20 protein-coding genes and 1 pseudogene are annotated in these 24,770 nt (G+C 38.5%); 18 read left to right on the top strand and 3 right to left on the bottom strand.

Features of this window, described 5'->3' with window-relative positions; all coding sequences use genetic code 11:
- Positions 1-182: 182 nt before the first annotated feature.
- The 6 genes from ACN6NE_RS26000 (at position 183) to abc-f (ending at position 7,991) form a co-directional block, all read left to right on the top strand.
- Positions 183-1,217, top strand: coding sequence for a LacI family DNA-binding transcriptional regulator (locus ACN6NE_RS26000; RefSeq protein ID WP_129710147.1), 1,035 nt, complete (start codon positions 183-185; stop codon positions 1,215-1,217).
- 312 nt (positions 1,218-1,529) lie between these two features.
- Positions 1,530-2,789, top strand: a complete 1,260-nt coding sequence (locus ACN6NE_RS25995; RefSeq protein ID WP_474328160.1) for an ABC transporter substrate-binding protein — start codon at positions 1,530-1,532, stop codon at positions 2,787-2,789.
- 89 nt (positions 2,790-2,878) lie between these two features.
- Positions 2,879-3,811, top strand: a complete 933-nt coding sequence (locus tag ACN6NE_RS25990) for a carbohydrate ABC transporter permease (RefSeq protein ID WP_474328158.1) — start codon at positions 2,879-2,881, stop codon at positions 3,809-3,811.
- The gene (locus ACN6NE_RS25985; protein ID WP_474328509.1) at positions 3,811-4,641 is read left to right on the top strand and encodes a carbohydrate ABC transporter permease; all 831 of its coding nucleotides are present in this window, start codon (positions 3,811-3,813) and stop codon (positions 4,639-4,641) included. The genes ACN6NE_RS25990 and ACN6NE_RS25985 overlap by 1 nt, the downstream gene beginning before the upstream one ends.
- 26 nt (positions 4,642-4,667) lie before the next feature.
- Positions 4,668-5,990, top strand: coding sequence for an alpha-galactosidase (gene melA, locus ACN6NE_RS25980; protein WP_474328156.1), 1,323 nt, complete (start codon positions 4,668-4,670; stop codon positions 5,988-5,990).
- 372 nt (positions 5,991-6,362) lie between these two features.
- The gene (gene abc-f, locus ACN6NE_RS25975; protein WP_474328154.1) at positions 6,363-7,991 is read left to right on the top strand and encodes a ribosomal protection-like ABC-F family protein; all 1,629 of its coding nucleotides are present in this window, start codon (positions 6,363-6,365) and stop codon (positions 7,989-7,991) included.
- A gap of 218 nt (positions 7,992-8,209) precedes the next feature.
- On the opposite strand, the gene ACN6NE_RS25970 is transcribed toward abc-f, so the two are convergent.
- Positions 8,210-10,342 (bottom strand): GDYXXLXY domain-containing protein, encoded by a 2,133-nt coding sequence (locus ACN6NE_RS25970; RefSeq protein ID WP_474328152.1) that lies wholly within the window; start codon positions 10,340-10,342, stop codon positions 8,210-8,212.
- 336 nt (positions 10,343-10,678) lie between these two features.
- Here ACN6NE_RS25970 and ACN6NE_RS25965 point away from each other — a divergent pair, with 336 nt between their 5' ends.
- The 5 genes and pseudogenes from ACN6NE_RS25965 to ACN6NE_RS25945 all read left to right on the top strand — a co-directional run bounded on the left by ACN6NE_RS25965 (position 10,679) and on the right by ACN6NE_RS25945 (position 15,228).
- Positions 10,679-11,014, top strand: a complete 336-nt coding sequence (locus tag ACN6NE_RS25965; protein ID WP_129710135.1) for a YwqH-like family protein — start codon at positions 10,679-10,681, stop codon at positions 11,012-11,014.
- A 147-nt stretch (positions 11,015-11,161) separates the two neighbouring features.
- Positions 11,162-11,533: a hypothetical protein gene (locus ACN6NE_RS25960; protein WP_129710133.1), complete on the top strand. Its 372-nt coding sequence runs from the start codon at positions 11,162-11,164 to the stop codon at positions 11,531-11,533.
- Positions 11,534-12,310: 777 nt separating this feature from the next.
- Positions 12,311-12,703 (top strand): annotated as a pseudogene (locus ACN6NE_RS25955) (Imm50 family immunity protein).
- Between the two features lie 86 nt (positions 12,704-12,789).
- A complete protein-coding gene (locus ACN6NE_RS25950; protein WP_474328150.1) occupies positions 12,790-12,990 on the top strand; it encodes a hypothetical protein in 201 nt (66 codons plus the stop codon).
- Between the two features lie 735 nt (positions 12,991-13,725).
- On the top strand, positions 13,726-15,228 hold the full coding sequence (locus tag ACN6NE_RS25945) for a malate:quinone oxidoreductase (protein ID WP_474328148.1): 1,503 nt from the start codon (positions 13,726-13,728) through the stop codon (positions 15,226-15,228).
- A 114-nt stretch (positions 15,229-15,342) separates the two neighbouring features.
- On the opposite strand, the gene ACN6NE_RS25940 is transcribed toward ACN6NE_RS25945, so the two are convergent.
- On the bottom strand, positions 15,343-15,909 hold the full coding sequence (locus ACN6NE_RS25940) for a DUF6434 domain-containing protein (protein ID WP_129710127.1): 567 nt from the start codon (positions 15,907-15,909) through the stop codon (positions 15,343-15,345).
- Between the two features lie 55 nt (positions 15,910-15,964).
- Entirely contained in the window at positions 15,965-16,453 is a 489-nt protein-coding gene (locus tag ACN6NE_RS25935) for a DinB family protein (protein WP_129710125.1), read from the bottom strand.
- Positions 16,454-16,603: 150 nt separating this feature from the next.
- On the opposite strand from ACN6NE_RS25935, the gene ACN6NE_RS25930 reads away from it, so the two are divergent.
- The 7 genes from ACN6NE_RS25930 (at position 16,604) to ACN6NE_RS25900 (ending at position 24,174) form a co-directional block, all read left to right on the top strand.
- A complete protein-coding gene (locus tag ACN6NE_RS25930) occupies positions 16,604-17,536 on the top strand; it encodes an ADP-ribosylglycohydrolase family protein (protein WP_129710123.1) in 933 nt (310 codons plus the stop codon).
- 56 nt (positions 17,537-17,592) lie between these two features.
- Positions 17,593-18,075 carry a hypothetical protein gene (locus ACN6NE_RS25925; RefSeq protein ID WP_129710122.1) on the top strand — a complete coding sequence of 161 codons (483 nt, stop codon included), beginning with the start codon at positions 17,593-17,595 and terminating at the stop codon, positions 18,073-18,075.
- A gap of 262 nt (positions 18,076-18,337) precedes the next feature.
- Positions 18,338-18,643 (top strand): lactose/cellobiose PTS transporter subunit IIB, encoded by a 306-nt coding sequence (locus ACN6NE_RS25920; protein WP_474328144.1) that lies wholly within the window; start codon positions 18,338-18,340, stop codon positions 18,641-18,643.
- An 11-nt stretch (positions 18,644-18,654) separates the two neighbouring features.
- Positions 18,655-20,007: a PTS cellobiose transporter subunit IIC gene (gene celB / locus ACN6NE_RS25915; protein WP_474328142.1), complete on the top strand. Its 1,353-nt coding sequence runs from the start codon at positions 18,655-18,657 to the stop codon at positions 20,005-20,007.
- 38 nt (positions 20,008-20,045) lie between these two features.
- Positions 20,046-21,374: a 6-phospho-beta-glucosidase gene (locus ACN6NE_RS25910; protein WP_474328140.1), complete on the top strand. Its 1,329-nt coding sequence runs from the start codon at positions 20,046-20,048 to the stop codon at positions 21,372-21,374.
- Positions 21,375-21,473: 99 nt separating this feature from the next.
- Positions 21,474-22,382 carry a phosphotransferase gene (locus ACN6NE_RS25905; RefSeq protein WP_474328138.1) on the top strand — a complete coding sequence of 303 codons (909 nt, stop codon included), beginning with the start codon at positions 21,474-21,476 and terminating at the stop codon, positions 22,380-22,382.
- Between the two features lie 79 nt (positions 22,383-22,461).
- Positions 22,462-24,174: a TcaA NTF2-like domain-containing protein gene (locus ACN6NE_RS25900; protein ID WP_474328136.1), complete on the top strand. Its 1,713-nt coding sequence runs from the start codon at positions 22,462-22,464 to the stop codon at positions 24,172-24,174.
- Positions 24,175-24,770 lie beyond the last annotated feature (596 nt).

The raw sequence follows: 24,770 nt of genomic DNA, 5'->3' as shown, positions 1-24,770 counted from the left end.
AGCTTTTTTGTCATTTTACATGGAGGATAAACAAAATAAACAAAGAATTTTGTAGAATAATTTAATAAATTTACTGAAATTTTAAAATTATTTATTGAAAGCGTTTTATTAATATGCTATTCTTCCAATATAATAGATAAATATTTAGTAAAAATAGAAGATTATAATAGAGAGGTAAAAAGATGGCAACTTTAAAAGATATAGCGGCGTACGCTAACGTTTCCAGTTCAACTGTATCAAGAGTACTAAATAATGATCATACGCTTTCTGTATCTGAGGTTACTCGTGAGCGCATTCTGCATGCAGCCAAGGAGCTGCAATATACGCCTGTGAAGATACGAAAAGGAACGGCAAACGGAAAAGACCTCGAAGCTCCAAAAATAGGTATTATTTTTGCTCAATCCCTTGAAGAAGAGCTAGTAGACCCTTTTTTCTCTTCTATTCGCCATGGAATAGAAAGTGAATGCTCAGAAAGAGAAATTTTTACAGTAAAGTCATTTAGACTAAAAGGCATGAAGAAAGAAGAGCTGCTGCAGGATCTTGATGGAGTGATTGTGGTGGGAAGAGTTAGTCCAGAAACGGTTCAAGAAGTGAGCAATCATTTAGATACTATTGTTTTTATCAATCACAAAGCGGATGAAGATTTGTACGATTCGGTCATGATTGATTTTGAGAAAGCTACTAAACATGCATTAAATCATTTATTTGACCTCGGTTATAAAAGAATTGGCTATATCGGAGGGACAGAAAGAGAACACTATATAAATGGAAGTTCTATTATTGAAGATCAGCGTCAAACGGTTTTTGAACGCGTTATGCATGAAAAAGGCCTGCTCGATTCTGAGAAAGTTTATATAGGAGAGTACTCAATGACTGAAGGGTATGAGCTGATGGGACAAGCGATTAAGCAAGGAAATCTTCCTGAGGCATTTTTTATCGCAAGTGATGCAATGGCGATAGGGGCGATGCGTGCCCTGCAGCAATCCAATATAAAGGTTCCTGAAGACGTGGCGATTGTAAGTTTTGATGATGTGGATATCGCAGCATTTGCGAGCACGCCGCTCACCACAGTTAAAGTATATACCGAAGAAATGGGAAGGCAGGCTGTTAAAATGCTAGTGGATCGGTTAAGCGGCAGGTCCATTCCTTTAAAAGTCATGGTGCCGACTAAATTAGTTTATCGTGAAAGCTGCGGAGCTTTACTCAAGAAGCAGTAGCCTAAAAGTTATAACTTGAAAGGAGGTGATAGAAAAGCAGAATTCATACATAAAGAGTGATAAGGGGGAAGGAAAATAGAAAAAATCATAAAAAAAGCAGGTTAAAAAGCCCTAGAACCTACATACTTATTGGCAGATAAGTATGTAAATGAAAAACCTTTTTCATCTCTAGGACTCTTTGAACCTTTGTAAAAGTATAGGACTTAAATTATAAGTGACTTTATTTCGTTGTGCAATGAATTTGTCTACAAATAAAATACTGAATATTCTGTATTTTATAACTTGATAGAGTATAAGGAGGAAAGAAGATAAATGAAAAAGCTTCCGTATCTTTTCGTTCTATTACTAGTCTTTTCTGTTGTGGCAGCGGGCTGCGGAAATAAAGAAGCGTCAACAGGCGGAAATGAGAAAACAACGTTAACGCTTTTTTCTACGATGAGTAATAAAGGCGAGAGAAAAGCGCTTCAAAACGCAATTGCAGAATTTGAAAAACAAAATCCAGATATTAAAATTGATGCAAATTTTCCGGGTAACGGCTACGAAGATATGCTTCGTGTGAAAATGGGTGCAAATGATATGCCCGATTTATTTGATACGCACGGCTGGTCTCAGCTTCGCTACGGGGAGTATGTAGCAGATTTAAAAGATATGGATTGGGTTCAGCATTTAGATCCGGCGCTGAATCAAATTTTAAAAGATAAAAGCGGAAAAGTGTATGCGTATCCTTTAAATCAAGCAAAAGACGGAATTAGCTATAATGCGACGTTATTAGAAAAGTACGGAATAAAGCCACCTAACACAATGGATGAATTTATAGCAGCGTTAGAAACAGTAAAGAAGAAAAGCAAAGGAGAAGTAGCGCCTTTATGGATTCCAGGAGGAGAAAACGGCAATATTGCTCAAGTGTTTGATCAGCTAGCCACACCTCAGCTTATTACAGCAAAAAATAAGAACTACGCTAAGCAGTTGGAAAAAGGAACGTTTAATTGGTCAAACTACACGCCGCTAGCGGAAACAATAGCAGAAATGAAGAAAAAAGGGCTGCTGAATGAAGATGTATTAACCGCAAAAGTATCTCAAGCAACGGAATTAATGGCTCAAAATAAAATTGCTTTCACATTTGTGGGCGGATCTCTTGGACCGGATGCAACAGAATTAAATCCTGAAGTAAAAGTAGGAACGGTACCGGTGCCTGCTATTCATAAAGGCGGTACGCAAAGCTGGATCGGCGGAGAGCGCTTTACCCTTGCTGCTTGGAAAGATTCTAAGCATCTTAAAGAAGCGAAGAAATTTATTGAATTTGTGTCGCAGCCGGAAGTTGCCAAAAAGATTGCAGAAGGAACGTCTTCAGCATCGGCTCTAACAAACAATAAAACACAAAACTACTACTCTGCATACTACGATAAGTATAGTGATATCAAAGTTGAGCCATACTTCGACCGGAAGTATTTACCGAGCGGCATGTGGGCAGTGATGTCTTCTACAGGCCAAGAATTGCTAGCGGGAAGTTTAACGCCAAAGCAATTATCAAAAGAGATGGAAAAAGAGTACAAGCGTCTCAGTAAACAATAAAATAGTGTGCAAAAGTTCCTTGTTCGCTAAGAAGCAGGGAGATAGGCTTCTGCTTCTTTTCAACACAAGCTGAAATAGGAGTGAACACGATGAATGAATTAGTCAGGAAAGAGCCGGTTTCCGTAGCAAGAGATACGGAAAAACGAAAGAAAAAATTAAAAACAGAATCCTCTTTATGGTGGATGTACCTTCCCGGCTTAGTAATTATCACCGTTTTTATTATCTATCCTTTTATTAACGGAATTAGACTTTCCTTTACTAATTGGAATGGATTTTCACAAACGTACGAGTGGATTGGGCTCGAGCAGTATAAACGCTTGCTTGCAGATCCAACGACTTGGCTTGTGATAAAAAATACGCTGCTCTACGGAATAGGCAGTACTATTTTTCAAAATATTATTGGCTTGTTATATGCTTTACTTCTCAATCAAAGCATTAAAATGAAAGCTGTAACAAGAACAATTGTCTACCTTCCGGTTATTATCAGCCCGATTATTATGGGGTATATCTGGTATTTCTTTTTTGCCTACCAAGGAGGCGCTTTAAATGACCTTCTTGTATTTTTAGGCTTTGAGAAGATTAATGCTTTGGGAACTCCGGAGCTTAACTCTTGGATTATCGTGTTTGTCAATACGTATCAATTCGTTGGAATTGCGATGATTATCTATTTAGCGGGGCTGCAAAGTATTTCAAAAGATTACTGCGAGGCAGCGCAGCTTGACGGAGCATCTGCTCTTCAGCAGTTTAAAAATATCACTCTTCCACTGCTTATGCCTTCTATTACAATTAACGTCGTTTTAAATATTATCGGAGGTTTAAAACTGTTTGACGTAATTGTTGCGCTGACAGGAGGAGGACCTGGAGATGCATCGCAGTCGATGTCTACTTTTATGTATGACTTATATTTTAGAAGACAAGACGCCGGCTATGCAGCAACTCAAGGTGTATGCATGGCGCTTATTATTTTAGTCATTAGCTTATCAGCATTTGTGTACTTTAAGCGAAAGGAGACAGAAGCGTGATGGACTATACAAATAAACGGAAAAAACGATTTTTTACCTTTCTAGCTCTTTGTATAACGCTCGTTCATATTGTCCCTTTTTATATTCTAGTTACGACTGCTTTAAAAGCAACCGGGGATTTTAGTTCCAAATGGGTATTTCCAAAAAGCATACACCTTGAAAATTTCACAGCGGCTTGGGAGCAAGCGAACTTAGGAAACTCTTTTGTTAATACATTTATCATTACATTCGTTTCGGCCATTCTGCTTATTTTTTTAGGATCAATGGCTGCGTATCCTTTAGCGCGCCGCCAAACGAAATTAAATAAGTACGTCTATTTTATCTTTATTGCCGTGATGGTAATACCGCCTTTAACAGCGCTAGTTCCGCTATACAAAATGGTTGTGAATATGGGAATGATGAATACGTACCAAATTGCCATTTTAAATAATGTCGCAGCATTTTTGCCGCTAACGATCTTTTTGTATGCGGGCTTCATTCGCTCCACTATTTCTAAAGAGCTCGAGGAAGCAGCAAGAATTGACGGTGCCGGTACGTTAACGATTTTCTTTAAAATCGTATTTCCACTGTTAAAGCCCGTCACTGCGTCCATTTTAATTATTGCAAGCGTCTATATTTGGAACGACTATCAGTTTGCAATTTTCTTCCTTCAAGATAAGGAAATGCATACATTAACCGTTACGTTAGCAAGCTTTTTTGCCGAAAATCAAAATAATCTTAGCTTAGTAGGAGCAGCTGCGATTATTGCCATGCTGCCAATGACTATTTTATTTTTAGTGCTACAACAATACTTTATTGCAGGGCTTTCATCAGGATCTGTAAAAGGATAAAACCAATACGAGGAAGGAAGATGACGATGTCTAAAATCACATTTATCGGAGCGGGAAGTACAGTTTTTGCAAAAAATATTTTAGGAGACTGCATGTTTGTGCCTGCTTTAGCTGGCTTTGAATTCGCTCTTTACGATATAGATGCTGAGCGTTTAAGAGATTCGGAAAATATGCTAAACAATTTAAAAGAAAACTATAAAGTGAATATTACGGTTAAAGCCTATCTAAACCGAACAGAAGCTTTAACAGGAGCAAAGTATGTGATCAACGCGATTCAAGTAGGCGGATACAAACCAAGCACCGTCATTGATTTTGAAATTCCTAAAAAATACGGCTTGCGTCAGACGATTGGAGATACAGTAGGAGTTGGAGGAATCTTCAGATCCCTGCGCACGATTCCAGTGCTGTTTGATTTTGCTAAGGACATTGAAGAAGTATGTCCAGAGGCGCTGTTTTTAAATTATACCAATCCAATGGCAACGCTGACAGGTGCAATGCTGCGCTATACAAATGTAAAGACGGTAGGCCTTTGTCACAGTGTTCAAGTGTGTACAAAAGATTTGTTTGACTCTCTCGGAATGGACCATGAAGGAATACAAGAGAAAATCGCAGGCATTAACCATATGGCATGGCTGCTAGAAGTAAAAAGAGATGGACAAGACTTATACCCAGAAATCAAGCGTCTAGCAAAAGAAAAGCAAAGAACAAAGCATCACGATATGGTGCGCTTTGAGCTAATGGATAAGTTCGGTTACTATATTACCGAATCGTCTGAGCATAACGCAGAGTATCACCCATACTTTATTAAACATAAATATCCACATCTTGTTGATCAGTTTAACATCCCTCTTGATGAATATCCGCGCCGATGCGAAGAGCAAATTAGCAATTGGGAATCCATGAGAGAAAAAATGGTTAACAACAGTCAGTTAACTCATACAGGTTCACATGAGTACGGCTCTAGAATTATTGAAGCAATGGAGACAAACGTGCCGTTTAAATTTGCCGGTAACGTATTAAATACCGGAGGCTTAATTAGTAACCTGCCGACAAAAGCGTGTGTAGAAGTTCCATGTGTGGTAGACCGAAGCGGTATTATGCCGACTTATGTAGGAGACTTACCGGAGCAGCTTGCGGCGTTAAATCGCACGAATATTAATACGCAATTATTAACAATTGAAGCAGCGGTCACTAGAAAAAGAGAGCATATCTACCAAGCAGCGATGCTAGATCCTCATACAAATGCGGAATTATCTATGGATGACATCATTCGTATGTGCGATGATTTAATTGAAGCTCACGGCGAGTGGCTGCCTGATTTTACAGGGAAAGTGAACCAATACGTGTAATAAAAGAATCCTCGGCTGAAATCAGCTGAGGATTTTTTTGTGCGTAGGAAAAGAAGGGAATATCATCCAAATCGATATTGACATTTAAAAAACTTCATCATACACTGTAAGAAGCAAGTCATTTTATACTAAGAAAGGAAAGGTACCGTAGACAATGGATAAGTAATCCTATTTTTTTAGACATTCTTTTAAAACTTTATTTTAAATGAACATTTGTCTAGATAGGATTAGTCTGTACATTTTTAGGTGCCATTTCTATATGTCTTATATGAAGTGATTTCTCCCTTTTTTTACTCTATAAAAAGGGTGCATATTTGCGTATGCCTAATTATGACCTCTAATCCTCTCTAGAAATCCTAGGGAGGTTTTTTTATGTTATTGTTAGAAGCTATAAATATTGAAAAAAGCTATGGAGACCGCCTGCTGTTTCAAGCAGAGAAGCTTCAAGTACATCGCGGAGAGCGAATTGGAATTGTTGGGAAAAATGGAGAAGGCAAATCGACGTTGCTTCATATTTTAATGAAAAAAACGAGTCCGGATCAAGGAATTGTGCAAACATATTGCCGTGCCGCACTGATTCCGCAGCTTGAGGTTCAACCTACAGGAGCTGTATCTCCTGAGATGAAAAGTCAGTGGAACGTGCCAAATGAAGCCGACTTTCTTAGCGGAGGAGAAGAAACAAGAAAGAAAATTGCTGCTGCTCTTTCATCGGGCGCAGAACTACTTGCAGCCGATGAGCCAACGAGCCACTTAGACGTAAAAGGCGTAGAAAAATTTGAAGAAGAAATGAAATCTTTTACAGGCAGTCTGCTGCTGATTTCACATGACCGAGAATTATTAAAACGCATTTGTACGTCCATATGGGAAGTAGAAGACGGCAAAATTCACTGCTATGAAGGCAATTATCAAGAATATGTGACGCAAAAAAAACATGCAGTTGAAAGACAGCAGTTTGAGTATGAACAGTATGTAAAAGAAAAGCAGCGGCTTGAACTGGCCTCTGAAGAAAAAAGCCAAAAATCAAAGTCGCTTAAAAAAGCGCCGAGCCGCATGGGGAACTCTGAAGCGAGACTTCATAAGCGAGCGGTCGGAAAACAAAAAGCGAAGCTAGACAGAAGTGCAAAAGCGATTGAAACAAGAATTGAAAAGCTGGAGAAAAAAGAAAAGCCAAAAGAAATGGAAGAAATTCATTTTGATTTATCTCAATTTCACCAAGTACACAGCAAGCAGGTACTAAGCTTTGACAAAGTCTCGGCATCAGCTGGTGACCATATGTTGTTTCAAAACCTAAAAGGCGGTGTGAAGCCAGGCGCGAAAGTAGCGATTGTCGGTCAAAACGGCGCCGGAAAATCTACGCTGCTGAATATGATCGAGCAGCAAGCAGAAGGCATTACGGTTGCGAAGCCTGTAAAACTTGGCTTTTTCCATCAGCGTCTTGAAAATCTAGATCCAGCTAAAAGTATTTTAGAAAACATTAAAGAAGACAGCCCGTACACCGAGCAGTTTATTCGGACGGTACTATCGCGCTTACTTTTTAAACGTGAAGACGTGTATAAAAAAGTAGAGATGCTAAGCGGAGGAGAACGAGTGAAAACGGCATTAGCAAAAGTCTTTTTAGGAAATTATAACGTTCTTCTTTTAGATGAACCGACCAACTATCTTGATCTTCATACAAAAGAAGCGCTGCAGGAAGTGTTAAAAGCTTATCCAGGGACGATTTTATTTGTGACGCACGACCGCTACTTTGTTAAAAAGCTTGCGACGCATGTTTTGACGTTAAAACAGTCTAAAGCGGAGCTCGCGGCGATTGAAGATACAGGTAAAAGCAAAAAAGCGTCACAGCAGCAAAATGAAGCGGAGAAACTTGCGCTTCAACTAGAATTAACAAAAGTGATTAGCGAGCTTTCCATCACGCCAGAAGGAAAAGAAAAACAGCTGCTTGAAAAAAGATATGAAGAGCTGTTAAAAGAAAGAAAACGATTAAATAGAAAGGAAGGATAATATCACTTCGCCTAACAATGAATACAATGATGTTACTGAACATCAAAAGCGTATTGAAGAAAAACTAACGGATATGAATATAAAAGGAACGCCATAAAGAATACAATGGATTGGGTATGAATCATTATCTTCTTTGTGTTTCTTATTCTAACGATGATCATCAGCGTATTTATCAATTAAAATAAAAGCAGCCGCTTCAATGTTGAAGCGGCTGCTTTTTATTTTCCTACTTTTGTAACAATGGCATCTCCGTTTTTTCCAATTCGTACAGTAGCAAAACGAGCTTCGCTTTCCACTTTGCTGCCGGTTCCTTCTGGAATAAAGTAATGCTCAATTCCGTACTGAATTCCCCAGTCGTGATACTTCCCCGTAATGACAACGTCTTTTTCTTTAGAAGTATACGGCTTATTCCATTCATCATCCGCTTGGTAGATTTTTGCGTATTCATACACGCCTTGTTTGTTAGGGCGAAGAACGAGCTTCACTTTTTCACCGTCTTTTACATGAGGTAAGGTAACGTGCGCAATGTCGTAATTCAGCTCAACATAATCGCCTTGCAGCAGCGAGCGCGGATCGATCGGCTGTAAAGCGAGCTTAATTTCTTTTCCGTTTTGAAGAAGCACTTCGTTTTTAGTGAAAATGCCGCCCAGCATAATAAGCTGAACAAGAATGATGATCCATACAGCGGTTCGGCTGCGGTCAAGAAACGACGGCTGCGGCTGATCAGGCGTTGACAGGTCCCATTTCCTGCTTAGGAAAAGAAAGATAAGACCTAAAATAACAAGCACAAGTGATTTATTAAATAAATCCCACACAAAGTCGTAATATTTCATCGCTAAAAAAACAAACCAGAAAATCATGCCGACAATAAAATCATATTTTGGCTCTTTTCGTACCGTTACAAATAAAAAGACGGTTGAAATTACAAAAAACACCGTGCAGTAAATAATATTTAAAAAAGAAGGTTCGCTTAATTCAGTCAGCGACAGTAAAAAGATAAAAGCAAGAAGCAGCGCCGCTTTTTTAAACGCGTGGTGTACGTTTATCGCGTACACAGCGGCATTTAATAGAAACAAAGTGAGCAGCACATAATCTATTTTGATAGTGTCATAGTAAGCAGTCGGAACCTTTATTAACAGAAGCCCTTGCACTAGCACAAAAAGCAACAGGCGAACGGGGGTATGCTTCGTGAATACTAAAAGCGCTACAAGTGCGATGACGTAGATGAAAAACAGAATGTCGTTTACAAAAAAAGCAGCGCCGCCGCTAATTAATACGCCCATCATTAAAAGCGTATATTTCACGGTTGGAATATCTGCTTTAATCAAATAACATGCCACAATCAGCAAAACGCCAATCACAAGCATTCCGTTTGTTGGGTACGTTCCTGTAATAAGTGTGACAAGTCCTCCTAAAGAGCTGCTGCCAATCACCGATGCAATGGCCGTAATCCCAATCACCGCTATTCGTTTGATTACGCGGAGCGAAGTTTTATGTGCTGAAGTGTTGGCAGTGAGCCATTTGACAAACCACACGCTTGCACCAATAAATAAAATCACGAATCCTAAAGCTAAGAACAGTGACCATTCAGCGTAGTGTTTAAAAATAAAAGAGAAAAACTGTTCAATAACAAATAAAGCAAATGCCGCAATGGAAATCCCTAAAAATGACTTTTGCGGCTTCACTTTTGAAAAATAAAAAAAGGAGCTTAGTAAAAACAGCAAATAAAAAATAATAAGACCAATCCGTAAGCTAGAGCTGCCTGTGAAATCCGGCAGGGAAAGAGTTAAAAAGATGTAGTGAAACAAACAAAACGCCGCATACATGATCACAGGAGACGAGAGGTGTTTCTTTTTTATAATCCAAAAAACAATCAAGTTCACAAACGCCATTCCTGCGTAAAGTAAGAGCGTCTCGTGTTCACCTCGCTGTGAAACTGCGCCTGTTGGTGAAATAAAAAAAGCCATGGTGAATTGAAATAACACAAACGATAACACATAAAACGGCTGATACTTTGTAAAAAAGCTAAACAAAATAACCGGCACAAGCCAAATTAAAAACAGCCAGTACGATTCAGCGTGCGTGTTGTAAATTTGAGAAAGAAGCGCGATGCTTAATCCAAATGAAAGAGCGCCGGCCAAAAGCGTCCAGTGACTTAAAAACGCCTGCTGAGGAAGCAGCTTTCGCGCCGCAAATGCACTTCCGTAAAACAGCAGCATCAGCCCCACGCTCAGCGCAATTTTAGTATAGCGGTCAAAGCCTTGCCAGTTCGATGCGAAAAAATATAAAATGCCGGACAAAACAAGAGCCAACCCCAGTAAATAACCGAGTCTTACGAGCTTTTCTCTCATACTCAACCTCCTCTTTATATTATGTATATACTAGCGCATGTTTAAATATTTGGAAATAGAAAGAATGAATGCGTTTTAACAAAAAAATTGTGTAAAAAGGCCTTTTAGTGGCGTGGAAATAACAAATGAAGTAGTCCGAAAATCTTGATAAATTGTCAATAATAAGATAGTTTTGGTTATTTTATCCTGAAGAGTGGGTATTGAACTAAAAACCTACATTATTCCCAAAAAATATAAGAAAACGTGCCGATGTTCTCTCTTTCTTTATTTGATAAGCTATAAAAGGGAATTACTGTTAGAAGAACCAAGAGATAGATATAAAGGAAGTGTCATCATATGAATGAGATGTTTGTTGCTCATCTGTATACCCAAGTGAAGCAGGCACATGAAGATATCCAGCAGCTTACGGCTAGTAAAAACACGTTAACGGAAGTCAAAGGCGAGCTTGAACGTGCAAAGGAAAAGGTAAAAGAACCAGAGCTCACTTCCGCCACTTGGTCAGGCAGCCTTGCTGTTGGGTTTGAAGACATCCGCACCGCTATGTTAGATGAATACGATGATTTGCTGACCCGTCAGCTGACGGATGCCCTTACGACAATTGAAGCAAAAATTACGGCGCTTCAATCAGATATACAAGGGATGGAACGCGCCATTAAAATGCAAGAAGACTAAAAAGTTATGCTAAGTTTGAATTTGTAGGAACAAATAACTTAGGAGAAATTACAACGTATCATGTTGAAAGTGGTAAAACTTTTTGGAAAATGATGAATAACGGAAAGAATATTCCTGTTATTAATCCTGTGGAATAGAGGAGAAATTATGAATAACAAAATAGAAATATGCAAGCTTGACTCTCTTGCTGAGGAAGAAATTAAATTTTTAGTTAATAATCAAGAAGTCATAGGATTTAATGTATCCCCTCAAAAACTGGAAGTAGGCAAAGAATATGAAGTTGAAATAGATATATTTATAAACGATAGTTTGGATATAGAGGAACAAAAAGATCGATGTTTGAAGAAAGTTAAGCATGTTAATAATTATAGTTATATTCTTTGGGGGAAGATGCTAGAAGATAATATTTTAGATGTAGGTTTTTTCATTACAAGTGACTTATTTGAAGATTATCAATATTTGATAGGACACTTTGTTTATTTGAAAGTTGATAGATTACAAGTCTATTGTGAGAATTAAGTAAGATAATTGAATGCTGCATCTTCTACAATCTAGCTGTCCAAAAAGTCCAAATATGTGAAGATAGCAAAATTCTTTGCAACCCTCTTTTACACTTGTCATAATTTAGTCATAGTGACACTTGGTGTGATAAAATATTCAATAAAAGGAATGGGGAGTGTTAAGCTAACGACAAAGCTTGTAACGCTTTAAGCTCCCAAATTCACGCTCCTTAGAAATAAAACGAAGAATGTCATTTTGAAAGTCGAGAGTTTATAAAGGTTATATCGTTATGGTGCTATTATACGAGGATAACGAGAAGAGACCAAAAATTAGGTGAGATACCTCTTTACATATTAGAATCACTTTATGGATGCCATAAACTCGAAACACATGAGATTAAACAAGCTAAAGGGTTTAAATGTTACACTTGCGACGTGGTAAAAAACATGTCAAACTGTCAACTATAAAAATAACTTATAAAACTTACAAATATCAATAAACTTAGAAAATTTATGAACTTAAAGCACTTGATTGTCTATAGTAGACTACAAGTGCTTTTTGCACGTTTAAATACGTAAATTAAAAAGGCTACGATTACTTACTTAGTGTACTAAGTGCTAAATTTTATATAAATACTAACATACAACGCGAAGAACAAGCGAGGGAAATAGAGGTACTGAAGGTATATATTTCATGTGAATATGTATTGTGTTTATATATAGAAATATAGTCTTGATTAATTATAAAGCGTGTAAGAGATAGATAACGTATTAATAGAAATAGAGGAGTGTATATATGATTAACTCGAGTAGGATAATGAACCCTCAAGCAGTTACAGGCATTTTTGGCAGGGTGCCAATGTTTAACGATTCTGAATTATTGAGTGTTCAAATAAAAAGAGATGGTCCGACATTATTTATTCAATTATCTACTAAAGAGACTGTAAAAAATAAGCCTAAACGGTGGGGGGAATAGGACATAGTATATATTGAAATGTCATTTTTGGGTGTGAAAGAATTGGAAATCAATTCATTTGGAACTATTAATGAAATTGAGGAATTCGAAATTGAAGACATTGGTGAAGGGGGATCTATAAAAATTCAATGTACTAATAGAATGTCTATTACGTGTTTATTTGACTGGGTAAGGATTGAACAAATAAATCCTGGTTTAATAGGTACACCATAAGAATTTATTAAAAAAGGCATAAGTATAAGAACAAAAAACTTTGTATTTGCATTCAGAGCGCACGATAGATAGAATAATCTATTTAGATGAATATGGACAACGCCAAGGTTGTTTCTGGTGCCACAGAGGATTATTTGAATGGAAATATTTCACCAGGAGAAAAACAAAGCGGTATTGCAATGTTTGATATACCAAAAGAAGGCGATTTTAAGTTTGAATTTAGCGGTTTTAGTAAAAATCGTGGTATTTGGACGTTTATACAAAATGATATTCAACCAGCTCAATAAGAATCAAAACAAGTCGCGTGCTAAGCGTGGCTTATTTTGATTGAACTCAGCAACAACCATGGCGCATAAATAAGGTAATTAAACAAATTTAAAATGAAAGGAGCATGTAAATTACTGTTAAGTATGTCCTATGTAAAAGCCAACATACATGTTAGGTTTTATAACATAAATTTCTGAATAATCATTTACTTATTCACTTATTTCATGGTATGTTATATGACATAGATGTTGTAACTTGCAATATCTGTTGTAATATATACTTATTTTTCTAGATATGCACCTCTGGACAAGTTGGTGTTCTATACATATATATACATCTATGTATAACTAGTCAAAAAGAATGAAGGCTTTTCTATTTATAGTGCTGATTGTTCTTTGGACTGAGTATAGTTATAGTAGGTGAAATTTTCAAGACAGTTATTTTGGTTTTTAAGCTGAATTTTTGGAATAGTTTGTTATTTTGTTGATCAATGCTTTGCCACTTAGAAGTAGGTATAAAAGTTTACTAATAAAAGAAAATGCAGACGGAATTTAATAAGTTTTTTGGAATTTGTGGGCGATTTTCTCACTTTTTTATCATTTTTGAATAGTTTATAATCATCAGACAATTATACTGTGATATAGTTATAAGTGAGACAGAAAAAGGTGTGTTCTTGGGTCGCACCTGAATTTTTTTACTACGTAAGCAGGAGCGCCTACATCTTTTTACAAATATAGGGGATGAGGAAGGTTATAATGAGCAACGTACAGAAAAAAACAGACGTTATCTTAATTGGTGCCGGAGTCATGAGCGCAACTTTGGGATCATTACTCAAAGAGTTAGCACCTGAATGGGACATTAAAGTATTTGAAAAACTCGCAGACGCAGGGGAAGAAAGCTCGAACGAATGGAATAATGCAGGGACGGGCCATTCTGCGCTGTGCGAACTAAACTATACATCAGAAAAAGCTGATGGATCTATAGATATAACGAAAGCGATTCGAATTAACGAGCAGTTTCAGCTGTCAAGACAGTTTTGGTCTTATCTTGTAAGCAGCAAGTTGATTCGCAATCCGCAAGATTTTATCATGCCAATTCCGCATATGAGTTTGGTACAAGGGGAAAAAAATGTATCGTTTCTGAAAAAGCGTTTTGAAGCGCTGTCAAACAATCCGTTGTTTCAAGGAATGGAGTATTCCGACAGTCCTGAAAAACTAAAAGAATGGATTCCGCTAATCATGAAGGGGCGCACATCAAATGAACCGATTGCCGCAACTAAAATTGATTCGGGAACAGACGTAAACTTCGGTGCTTTAACACGCATGTTGTTTGACCATCTGAAGAATAAAGGGGTTCACGTTCATTACAAACGAAGTGTAAAAGATATTAAACGTAAAAGTGACGGTATGTGGGAAGTAAAAGTCGCAGATGTAGACAGCGGCAAAGTTGAGTACCACACGGCAAAGTTCATCTTTATCGGTGGCGGAGGCGGAAGCTTGCCTTTACTTCAAAAAACAGGTATTCCTGAATCCAAGCATATTGGAGGATTCCCGGTAAGCGGATTATTTATGGTATGCAATAACCCTGAAGTCATTGCGCAGCATCACGGGAAAGTATACGGAAAAGCCAAAGTCGGAGCTCCGCCAATGTCAGTTCCGCACCTTGATACACGCTATATCGATAATAAAAAGACGCTGTTGTTTGGCCCGTTTGCCGGCTTTTCACCGAAATTCTTAAAAACAGGTTCGAACTTGGACTTAATCAGTTCTGTAAAGCCGAATAATATTCTAACCATGCTAGCAGCAGGCGTCAAAGAAATGGCGTTAACGAAATACCTGATTCAGCAAGTGCTGTTATCAAATGAAAAACGTGTAGAAGAACTGCGTGAGTTTATCCCGAACGCTAAAAGCGAAGACTGGGATATCGTTGTAGCAGGCCAGCGTGTTCAGGTAATCAAAGACACGGAAGCCGGTGGGAAAGGAACGCTTCAATTTGGTACAGAAGTTGTAAGTGCCGCTGATGGTTCTGTTGCTGCACTTCTTGGAGCTTCTCCGGGTGCGTCAACGGCGGTTCATGTTATGCTTGAAGTATTGGAAAAATGCTTCCCGCAAAACATGAACAAGTGGGAGCCAAAAATAAAAGAAATGATTCCTTCCTATGGCATGTCGTTAGTTGATCATCCAGACTTCTTTAACGAAATTCATGCGTCTACTTCACAGACGCTTGGTTTAATTAAAAAAGAGTCTGTTTATAGCTAAAGATTTTACGCCGTAACAAACAGTACATGTGTATGTGAAGAAATCTACAGGCGTGCACAAACACCACCTTTTCTTGAGGTGGTGTTTTAATGGTCTTTATATGTAGAGTTTGATTTAAGAGCGGTATTGATTGCTTCCAGGCTGAAGCTTTAAATGCTTCCACGCTGCAATTGCATCATCGCGGCTTTTTCCTTTGTTTTTCGAATCGTTAAAAGAATCGCGAATAAAGCGGTTGTACTCAAACTGAGGCGCAATTTCTTTTTGATAAGAAGGCTGCTTTTTTCGTTTTTCTTCTTCATGCCACGCTTTTACCACATCTCGATAGGTTTTCCCTACATTTTCTTTAAAGTAGTTTTGAATATACGTGGAAAAATGAAACGTAGGATAAATGGCTTCTTTAAAAAAAGCCCGTACTTCTTGACTGCAGCGGTGATTTTCCCCAATGACGGTATCTAATGTGAGCGGCGCTTTCGTTTTAGAGGACGAGCGTCTTTTAGAAGGTGATTTTGATTGTTGAGTGTCACCGGTTGTTAAAAACACTTCAATTCTTTTTGAAAGTTCCATTTTAGATCCAGACGGGCTCATGTTGTTTTCTCGACAAAATTGCTGCAGCTCAGTTTTGAGCCAGTAAAAATCCGTAAAGTCATTGATCGGTAAGTTTTTTGTAAGTTTGGGTCTCATTGTTTTCACCTCCATATATTTACAAAAGTGATTATAGAATGTTTGTTCTTGTTGGTCAATTGTTTTTAGAGAAGTACGAAGGAATGTCTTTTATGTTTCTTCCTACATAGTGAGAAGAAATAGGCCGTTTATTCACTTCTCTTGCCCAAATAGAAAGCTGGCCGATGTGATGGATTTCATGAATGATGATGTGATGCAAGATGTCAGCTTCTGTGTAAGAAGTAGAATCCCAAGGGACTGTTACGTGCCTTTTGTTAGAAAGATTCAAATGACTTAGAAAGTCGGCGATTTCAGGTCTATGTGCTGAAGAGAGCGCTTGAAGCTTTTCAAGCGTATCGTGTTCTTCAAAAGAAAGTACGATATCTTGTTTACCTTGGATGGCGCGTATCCAGCTGTATTCCACATCAATAATATGAAAAAAAGTTTGTAAAATGCTGCCCGTTCCTCCAGTACGGTTCTTCAACAGTTCTTCTCTTGAAAGTTGATAACACCAGCTAAACCATTCGTCTCTCACTTGCCAGTTATATTCAAAAAAATGAATCATCTACCACACCTCACATGTTTTTTTACCTCTTATTAAATTAGATGAACGCTGGTAAATTCCTTTTTATAAAGAAGAAAAAGCGTCTAGGCAGGGTGTCTCTTGCAAATTCCAAAATCAAACAATTACAATAAGAAAAAAGGAGTTGATTACATGAAGCTACATAACAAAGTCCTTTCTACGATTCTAGGAGGAGCTGTTGGAGACGCTTTAGGCGTTCCAGTTGAGTTTAAAAAGCGAGATTCATTTCGGATTACGACTATGATCGGCTACGGTACATACAATCAGCCTAAAGGAACGTGGTCAGATGATACATCTCTGACGATGTGCTTAATTGATAATTTAATAGACAAACAAGATGAATATGATTTAATGCAAAAGTTTGCGAACTATTGGTCGGATGGCTACTGGACGCCGTACGGAGAAATGTTTGATATTGGTATCGCAACAAGCGAAGCGATTCGCCGCTATAAAAGCGGACTTCCTAAAGAAGAGTGGGGAGGAAGCGCTGAGTACGACAACGGAAACGGAGCGCTTATGCGTATTGCTCCGCTTGCGTTTACACTACGTCAGGAACCTAGCTTTATAAAAAGAAAAGAAGAAATAGAAAGAATTGCGCACGTCACGCACCGCCACTTGCGCTCTACGCTTGGCTGCATTATATATGTGGAGCTGCTTATTCGTCTCCTTCACGGCGACGAGCCTTTTGAAGCATATGAAAACGCTATAAATCTCTGTCAAAAGCAGTTAACAGGTACGGAGTATGAAGCAGAATTTTCTGCGTACGAACGAATGTTAAACCTAAGCTTGCCGCACGCAGGGAGAAATGAAATCCAGTCAACCGGATACGTTGTCAGCTCGCTAGAAGCATCGCTTTGGTCTTTTCTGCAAAGTGATGACTACGAAGAAGCTGTACTTACTGCTGTGAATCTTGGAGAAGACACAGATACAATAGGCTTTATTACAGGTACTATGGCAGGAGTATATTATCAGCTGGATGGCCTTCCTAAAGAGTGGGTTTGTCAGCTTGCTAAAAAAGAAGAGTTGATAGGAGCTTGTAAGAGATTTGCGGATGCATGTGTATGAAAAAGACAATGAACAGAAGATGTATTTCATGAAAAAGTCAGGTAAGGAGTGTTTTTTTGAAGAAGATTTTTCTGATAGCTAGTATCTTGATTATCGTATTTGCCGGAGTATATACATTTGTAAAAATGAGTGCATCGTTGGAGGCTAAAGCCGCTGGCTTTGCTAAGAATAAAAAAGTTCAGCTGATCTCTATAGGTAATAAGAGCTCTCTAGGAAATATTCAAATAGAACAAATCCGTATCAACGGAAACAAAACACCCGAATATGCAAAAATACAAGTAAGCAATGATAAAAAAGGGTTCCTTCTTGGAGACTTTACTAGCGAAGAAACAAAAGGCTATACGTTTAAGAACTTGCAAAGTGTGAAGTTGCAGCCGCATACAGGTCCTGACGAACAGCTAGAAAGATTGCACAAAGGAAAAGAAAGTGATCAGATATATGCGCTTTCTCTTGCTGATAACATAAGTATACAAGAAGTAACCATCTCATATCGCCACCTAGGAATCTCACATCAGCAGACAATTTCTACTGGGTTATAATAAAGTACGCTAAGCAGCTTACCTAGATGGGTGAGCTGCTTATTATTTTTTAAGGAGCTACCACAATTCACTTTGATTTACAATCCCTTTCCTTTTTAATTTAAAGAATATTCAAATAATATTTTTCCTTTGATAACGGAAAAATATTGCGTTTAATTGAAAGCGTTTTCAATATATAGTGAAGGTAACAAGAAAACATCTTAGCAAGATACTTATCTCACTTATGGATGTTAATCAATCGCTGATCAAGGGGGAATTAGAAATGAATATTTTATTATGCTGCGCAGCAGGTATGTCTACAAGTTTGTTAGTAACTAAAATGGAAAAAAGTGCAAAAGAAAAAGAAACGGCATGCAAAATCTGGGCAGTACCAGGAGACGCGGTTAGAAATCATATTGATGATGCAGACATTTTGCTTTTAGGTCCGCAAGTGCGCTACTTGCTTCCTCAAATGAAAAAGATGGGAGAAGAAAAAGGAATTCCAGTAGAGGTTATTAATCCGGTTCATTACGGAATGTGTAACGGAGAAGAAGTGCTAAAATCTGCTGAGCAGTTAGTTTCGAAATAGGAGGGAATCAATTGAGCAAAATGAATCGTGTACTTGAAACATATATTATGCCGCTTGCTGGCAAAGCTGCTCAGCAGCGTCATCTTCAAGCATTACGAGACGGTATGGTCCTGACGATGCCGCTTATTATTATCGGTTCACTTTTCTTAATTTTAGCCAATTTACCTTTTCAAGCCTACACAGATTTTTTAATAGAACATCCTAAGCTGAAAGCAAGCATTTTATATCCGTACAGAGGAACGTTTGAAATTATGGCTTTAGTAGCTACGTTCGGGATTGCCTATCGCTTAGCAGAATCGTATAAAGTGGATGCACTTGCTTCAGGCGCAGTATCTCTAGCTGCTTTCTTTGGCGGGACACCTTTTGTTTCATATACAATCGGAGAAAACGCAGATGGAACGGCTATGGTCGAAACAGCTTATCAAACGGCGATGTTCACGAGTAAAGGTCTTTTTGTGGGGATGGTCATAGCGGTTATTGCAACAGAAGTTTACCGGAAGATTATTCAAAAAAATATTGTGATTAAGCTTCCAGAAACCGTTCCGCCAGCTGTCGCTCGTTCATTTTCAGCGTTAATACCAGGGTTTGGCGCTGTAATGGTTATATGGGCGCTGCGTTTGCTTGTAGAAAACGTCGGAGACTTCGGGAATTTACATAATGTCGTGACGGTTTTACTGCAGCAGCCTTTAACTCATATTGGTACAAGCTTAGTCGGTACGATTCTGATTTTTATCTTAATTACTCTTATGTGGAGTACGGGGCTGCACGGTGCGACGATTGTTGGTTCTGTCATGACGCCTGTATGGCTTACGCTAACAACGGAAAACGCAACCGCTCTTGCTTCTGGTGAGCCAGTGAAGCATATTGTAACGAATGAATTTAACGATATTGTTTTTGTGGGAGGGTCCGGCACTACGCTTTCTCTTGTGTTGGCGATGGTGCTGTTTGCGAAAAGCCAGCAAATGAAGCAGCTAGGAAGATTAAGCATCGGACCAGGCTTCTTTAATATTAACGAACCTGTTATTTTTGGAATGCCTATCGTATTAAATCCGATTATGATTATTCCGTTTATTTTAGCACCACTTCTATCAGTTATCATTACGTATGTATCGATGGATATCGGCCTCGTTGCAAAGCCAATAGGAATTGTAACGCCGTTTACAATGCCTCCGGTGATTAGCGGCTACTTAATTACAGGAAGCATATCAGGCGCGGTTCTGCAGCTTGTGCTAATGGTGGTATCGTTTGGTGTCTATTTTCCATTCTTTAAAATGTGGGATAAACAAAAACTTATAGAAGAAACCGGAGCTTCTATAGATCGTGATCGTTCACCGGTAAAAGAAGAGCAGCAAAGTATTGTATAACTTATTTTAAAATCATTCATTATAGCGGAGGGATTGAAATGACAAAAGGAATTAAAATTGTAACCATTGGCGGAGGTTCAAGCTACACGCCGGAGCTTGTCGAAGGATTTATTAAGCGCTATGACGAGCTGCCTGTACGAGAGCTTTGGCTAGTAGATGTAGAAGAAGGAAAAGAAAAGCTAGAGATTGTTGGGAATCTGGCAAAACGAATGGTTGAAAAAGCAGGAGTGCCAATTGATATTCATCTTACGTTGGATCGAAGAAAAGCGTTAAAAGATGCTGACTTTGTCACTACACAATTTCGCGTAGGATTGTTAGACGCAAGAATGAAAGATGAACGAATTCCGTTAAAATACGGCGTGATTGGGCAAGAAACAAATGGACCGGGCGGCTTATTCAAAGGGCTGCGCACAATTCCTGTGATTTTAAGTATTGTGAAAGATATAGAAGAACTATGTCCAAATGCGTGGCTTGTAAACTTTACGAATCCCGCTGGTATGGTGACAGAAGCCATTTTACGCTATAGCAATCATAAAAAAGTAGTGGGCTTATGCAACGTGCCAATCGGTATTCGTATGGGGATTGCTAAAGCGCTAGAAGTAGATGAAAGCCGGGTACAGGTTAGCTTTGCCGGGTTGAATCATATGGTCTTTGGATTAGATGTCTTCTTAGACGGAGTGAGCGTAAAAGATCAAGTGATTGACGCCATGGCAGACCCGACGAATGCGATGTCTATGCGAAATATCAAAGGGGTTTCATGGGATCCTGACTTTATTAAAGGCCTAGGGGTTATTCCATGCGGCTATCACCGCTATTACTATAAAACAAACGAGATGCTGCAAGAAGAACAAAATGCAGCTGAGCTCGAAGGCACACGAGCTGAAGTAGTACGCGCGTTAGAAAAAGACTTATTTGAGCTCTATAAAGATCCTAATCATGCAATTAAACCGCCTCAGCTTCAAAAGCGAGGAGGCGCGTACTACAGCGATGCAGCCTGCAGCTTAATTTCCTCTATTTATAATGATAAAGGCGATATCCAGCCTGTAAATACTATTAACAATGGTGCTATTGCGAGCATTCCAAATAATTCTGCCGTTGAAGTGAGCTGCGTGATTACAAAAGAAGGACCAAAACCAATTGCAGTTGGTGATTTACCTGTAGCTGTTCGAGGACTTGTGCAGCAAATCAAATCTTTTGAACGAGTGGCAGCCGATGCAGCCGTTACGGGAGATTACAATACCGCGCTTGTTGCAATGACAATCAATCCATTAGTCCCGTCTGATACCATTGCCAAGCAGCTTTTAGATGAAATGATAGACGCACATAAATCTCATTTACCGCAGTTTTTTAACTCGGTGAACGTCTAATACGTATAGTGAAAAAAACCTTTGACAACGAGTCAGAGGTTTTTTCACTTTTATAGTATACTTTACATACAAAATCAACACCAAAGAAAGGTGGTTACAATGCCAAATGCATGGGATGCAGAACAAATTGTATCAGCACCGCTTGCCAAAACGCTAATCGAGACGCAGTTTCCAGAACTTGCGCCCGCTGCAATTTCACTGCTTGGCTACGGCTTTGACAATACGGTTTATCAAGTAAACGACCGCTTTGTGTTTCGGTTTCCAAGAAGAGAACTCGCAGTAGGACTATTAAAAACAGAAAATCAGCTTTTACCAAGTCTTGTTTCTCAATTGCCTCTATCGATTGCAGAGCCCATTTTTTTCGGTAAGCCGAATGCAGGCTATCCTTGGCCTTTTACGGGCTATCACTACGTGCAAGGAACTCCGCCTGCAAGATTAACAGAAGAAGAGCGCATACAATCTGCTTATATACTAGCAAGGTTTCTTCGCACGTTACATCACTATCCTCATTTAAAAGCCCAAGAGCTCGGCGTGCCGTTTGATGAGTTAAATCGACTTGATATGATGAAGCGAAAGCCGGCGTTAGAAAAGTATGTCAAGCAAATGAAAGAGCGTAATCTTTATTCAAAACAAGAGATTCTTGAAGACTATGTAAATGACATACAAGAAATTCACTATCAAGAAAAACACGTACTAGTTCACGGAGATCTTCATATTAAAAACATGATTGTTGATCAAAATAATATGGTTTCAGGCATTATTGACTGGGGAGATGTTCATATTGGTCACCCGGCAGTTGACCTAGCAATTGCCTACAGCTTTTTACCTCCTAAAGGAAGAGTACGTTTTTTTAAAGAGTACGGAGAAGTAGATGAAGAAACGCACAGACTGGCAAAATGGAAAGCCGTATTTACAACTGTAGTCTTAGTGGCACACAGCTACGATCAAGGAGATAAACAAACGTTAGAATCGGCTCTAGAAAGCTTAAACCTCATTTTTCAAGAGTAATAAAACTGTAATAGAATTTTTGTTAAATTCCTGTATAGTTAAAAAAGGATAAAAATAAAAACAACAGGTGAAGCAAACGATGAATACAAGCCACTGGAATGAATCAGCAGCGCAGCTGCTAGAAGCATGGATACAGCTATATAATGAAAAGGAATTTCTTATTGGAGAAACGGAATCTTTGAACATGCTAAAAGAGGAAGTAGAAGGGATGGATAAAGAAAAATTTCTCTCCATAGTAGAACGTCATCTGCAAAAAGTGTATGACGAACTGGAAAAAGAACGGACAGAGTACAACATGAACAACAGTGAATATACAATGGTGACGTTTCTTTCAAGCGACTATCCGGAGTACATAAAAAAGCGTCAAAGCAATATGAGACAGATTGAACAGTTAACAAGCATACATAGGAATGTGACAGAGCTTTTCGGAAAAGAACTTTCTTCCGAAGCGGATATGGTGGCATTTAGAAATGAGTTTTTTCAACTAACAGAAAAACATGCTAACACGTCATTGTTACACGAAATTAAGGAAAGCTGGAATACATATTTGCCTGCGTTCTTTGACTTTCAAAAAAAGCATGAAAGTGTGAGACAAGCGGTAACGAAAGTTCTTGAAGAAGATAAGAGATTGAAGCAAGAATGGCATCAGTTAAGCAAAAATAAGCTTGTGACCAAGCAAAAAGCGACCGCTTTTCGCACAAAGCAGCATGAGTTAAATGAAAGTATTCGAAAAGCCACGACTTTACAAAAACAATTACTCGAACTTCACTGGCCCGATATCCGCAGCCAGTTTAATGCGCTGCAAGAAAAAATGAGCGGAAGTCTTTCTGCCGTGCTGAAAGAAACGGAACGCAGTATGGAAGTCATTAGCCAAAACGATGCAAATGAACACGCCAAGTTAAAGCAATCACTTAACGACCTACATGCAGTCCACAAAGTCGACGTTCATCAAACGTGGTTAGCGGCTTTTATTAAAAAATCACGACCATTTTTTAACGAACTGAGTGAAGATATAAAGGATACTCGGTGTCGAGAACTGTGGAATCGAATTTACGGCATGTATAAAGGACTAGCAGTAAACGAGTTTATTGTTACCTGCGAAGAATTTTTAGCGCTTCAGCCGCTTGGAAATGTAAAAAGTACGGAAATACCAGGGTCATTAGCTCGGTTGAAGCTAAATATAAACCCTGTTACGCTGCCAGCCTACGCAGACTTTCCCGTGCTCAAAAAGCAGCAATCATCACGACGCACTTTTCCTATTTTAATAGGAATCATTATTGGACTTCTCTTGTTACTTACGATTGTATATATGAATCATGACAATCAAACGGCAGAAACAAGCTCAGATATAAAAGAAACGCCCAGCACGAAGCCGTTAAAAAATGAACAGACTAAACCAGCTTCTGTAAGTAAAACGGATCTTGAAAACTTTTTTATCTCCTATAAAGCTGCTTACTTTTCAAGTTTAAACAGCGGCGACTTTAGTGGGATGGCACCCTATATCGACTCGGGTCAGCCAGTGTATAAGCAGCTAAAAAGCTATATCACATCCCTAGCCGGAAAAAACGTATCGTTTGCTAACGATCAGTTTCTAGTGACAAAAACAGAGTCACCTGATGACGGAACCTACGACATTTATACAAACGAAGTATACACGTTCACCGACTCATATGATGCAAGCACGCAGTTTAAAAAAGAACGAATTTATCATGTTAAAGCTGCTGGCAAGGACAAACTTCAAATTACTAAAATTGATACATTAACAGATGAGCAGACGCCGGTGGAAGAGTGAGTGATCTGTAAAAAATAATAAATAGCCGCTAGTTCCTTTTGGAGCTAGCGGTTGTTGTGGTTGGGGGGGAGGGAAGTGTTTTGAGTGACTGCTACGCTGCCAGCGTGGAAAATGAAATTTCCTGTAGTTTTCTACTATGTTCAGAAATACCTCTATATCAAGGATTCAAGGGGATTTTTAAAATTTAAATGAACTATAGTTTCCCTTAAATTTCTATAGTGTATGACCAAAATATGACCAGAGTGTGACCAACATTTTTGGGGTGAATGTAGCTTTTCTTTTGTAGAATAATAGGACTTTGAGATGTGATAGTATGCCGTAAGTTACCTTTCCACTTAGGTGGAATTACAAGAAAGCAATTAGGAATAATGTAGTCTGACCATGAAGCGTAGTGTTTTTATACGTGATATAAACTAGAAATAAATATTTGTACCTATGACTATTCCCTTTTATTTTGAATTTATATCCTTTTTAATGAATCAACTAGCTTATAAAAGGGATTATTATCCTATTTAGATAGTGTATTAGCAGTTTTATAATGGATAATAGAGGAAAATCTCAAACCAGAGATATATTAATCATAAAATAAAAGAGGG

It is taken from the genome of Priestia sp. 53B2 (assembly GCF_056099005.1).
This window is presented reverse-complemented; position numbering and strand designations above follow the sequence as displayed.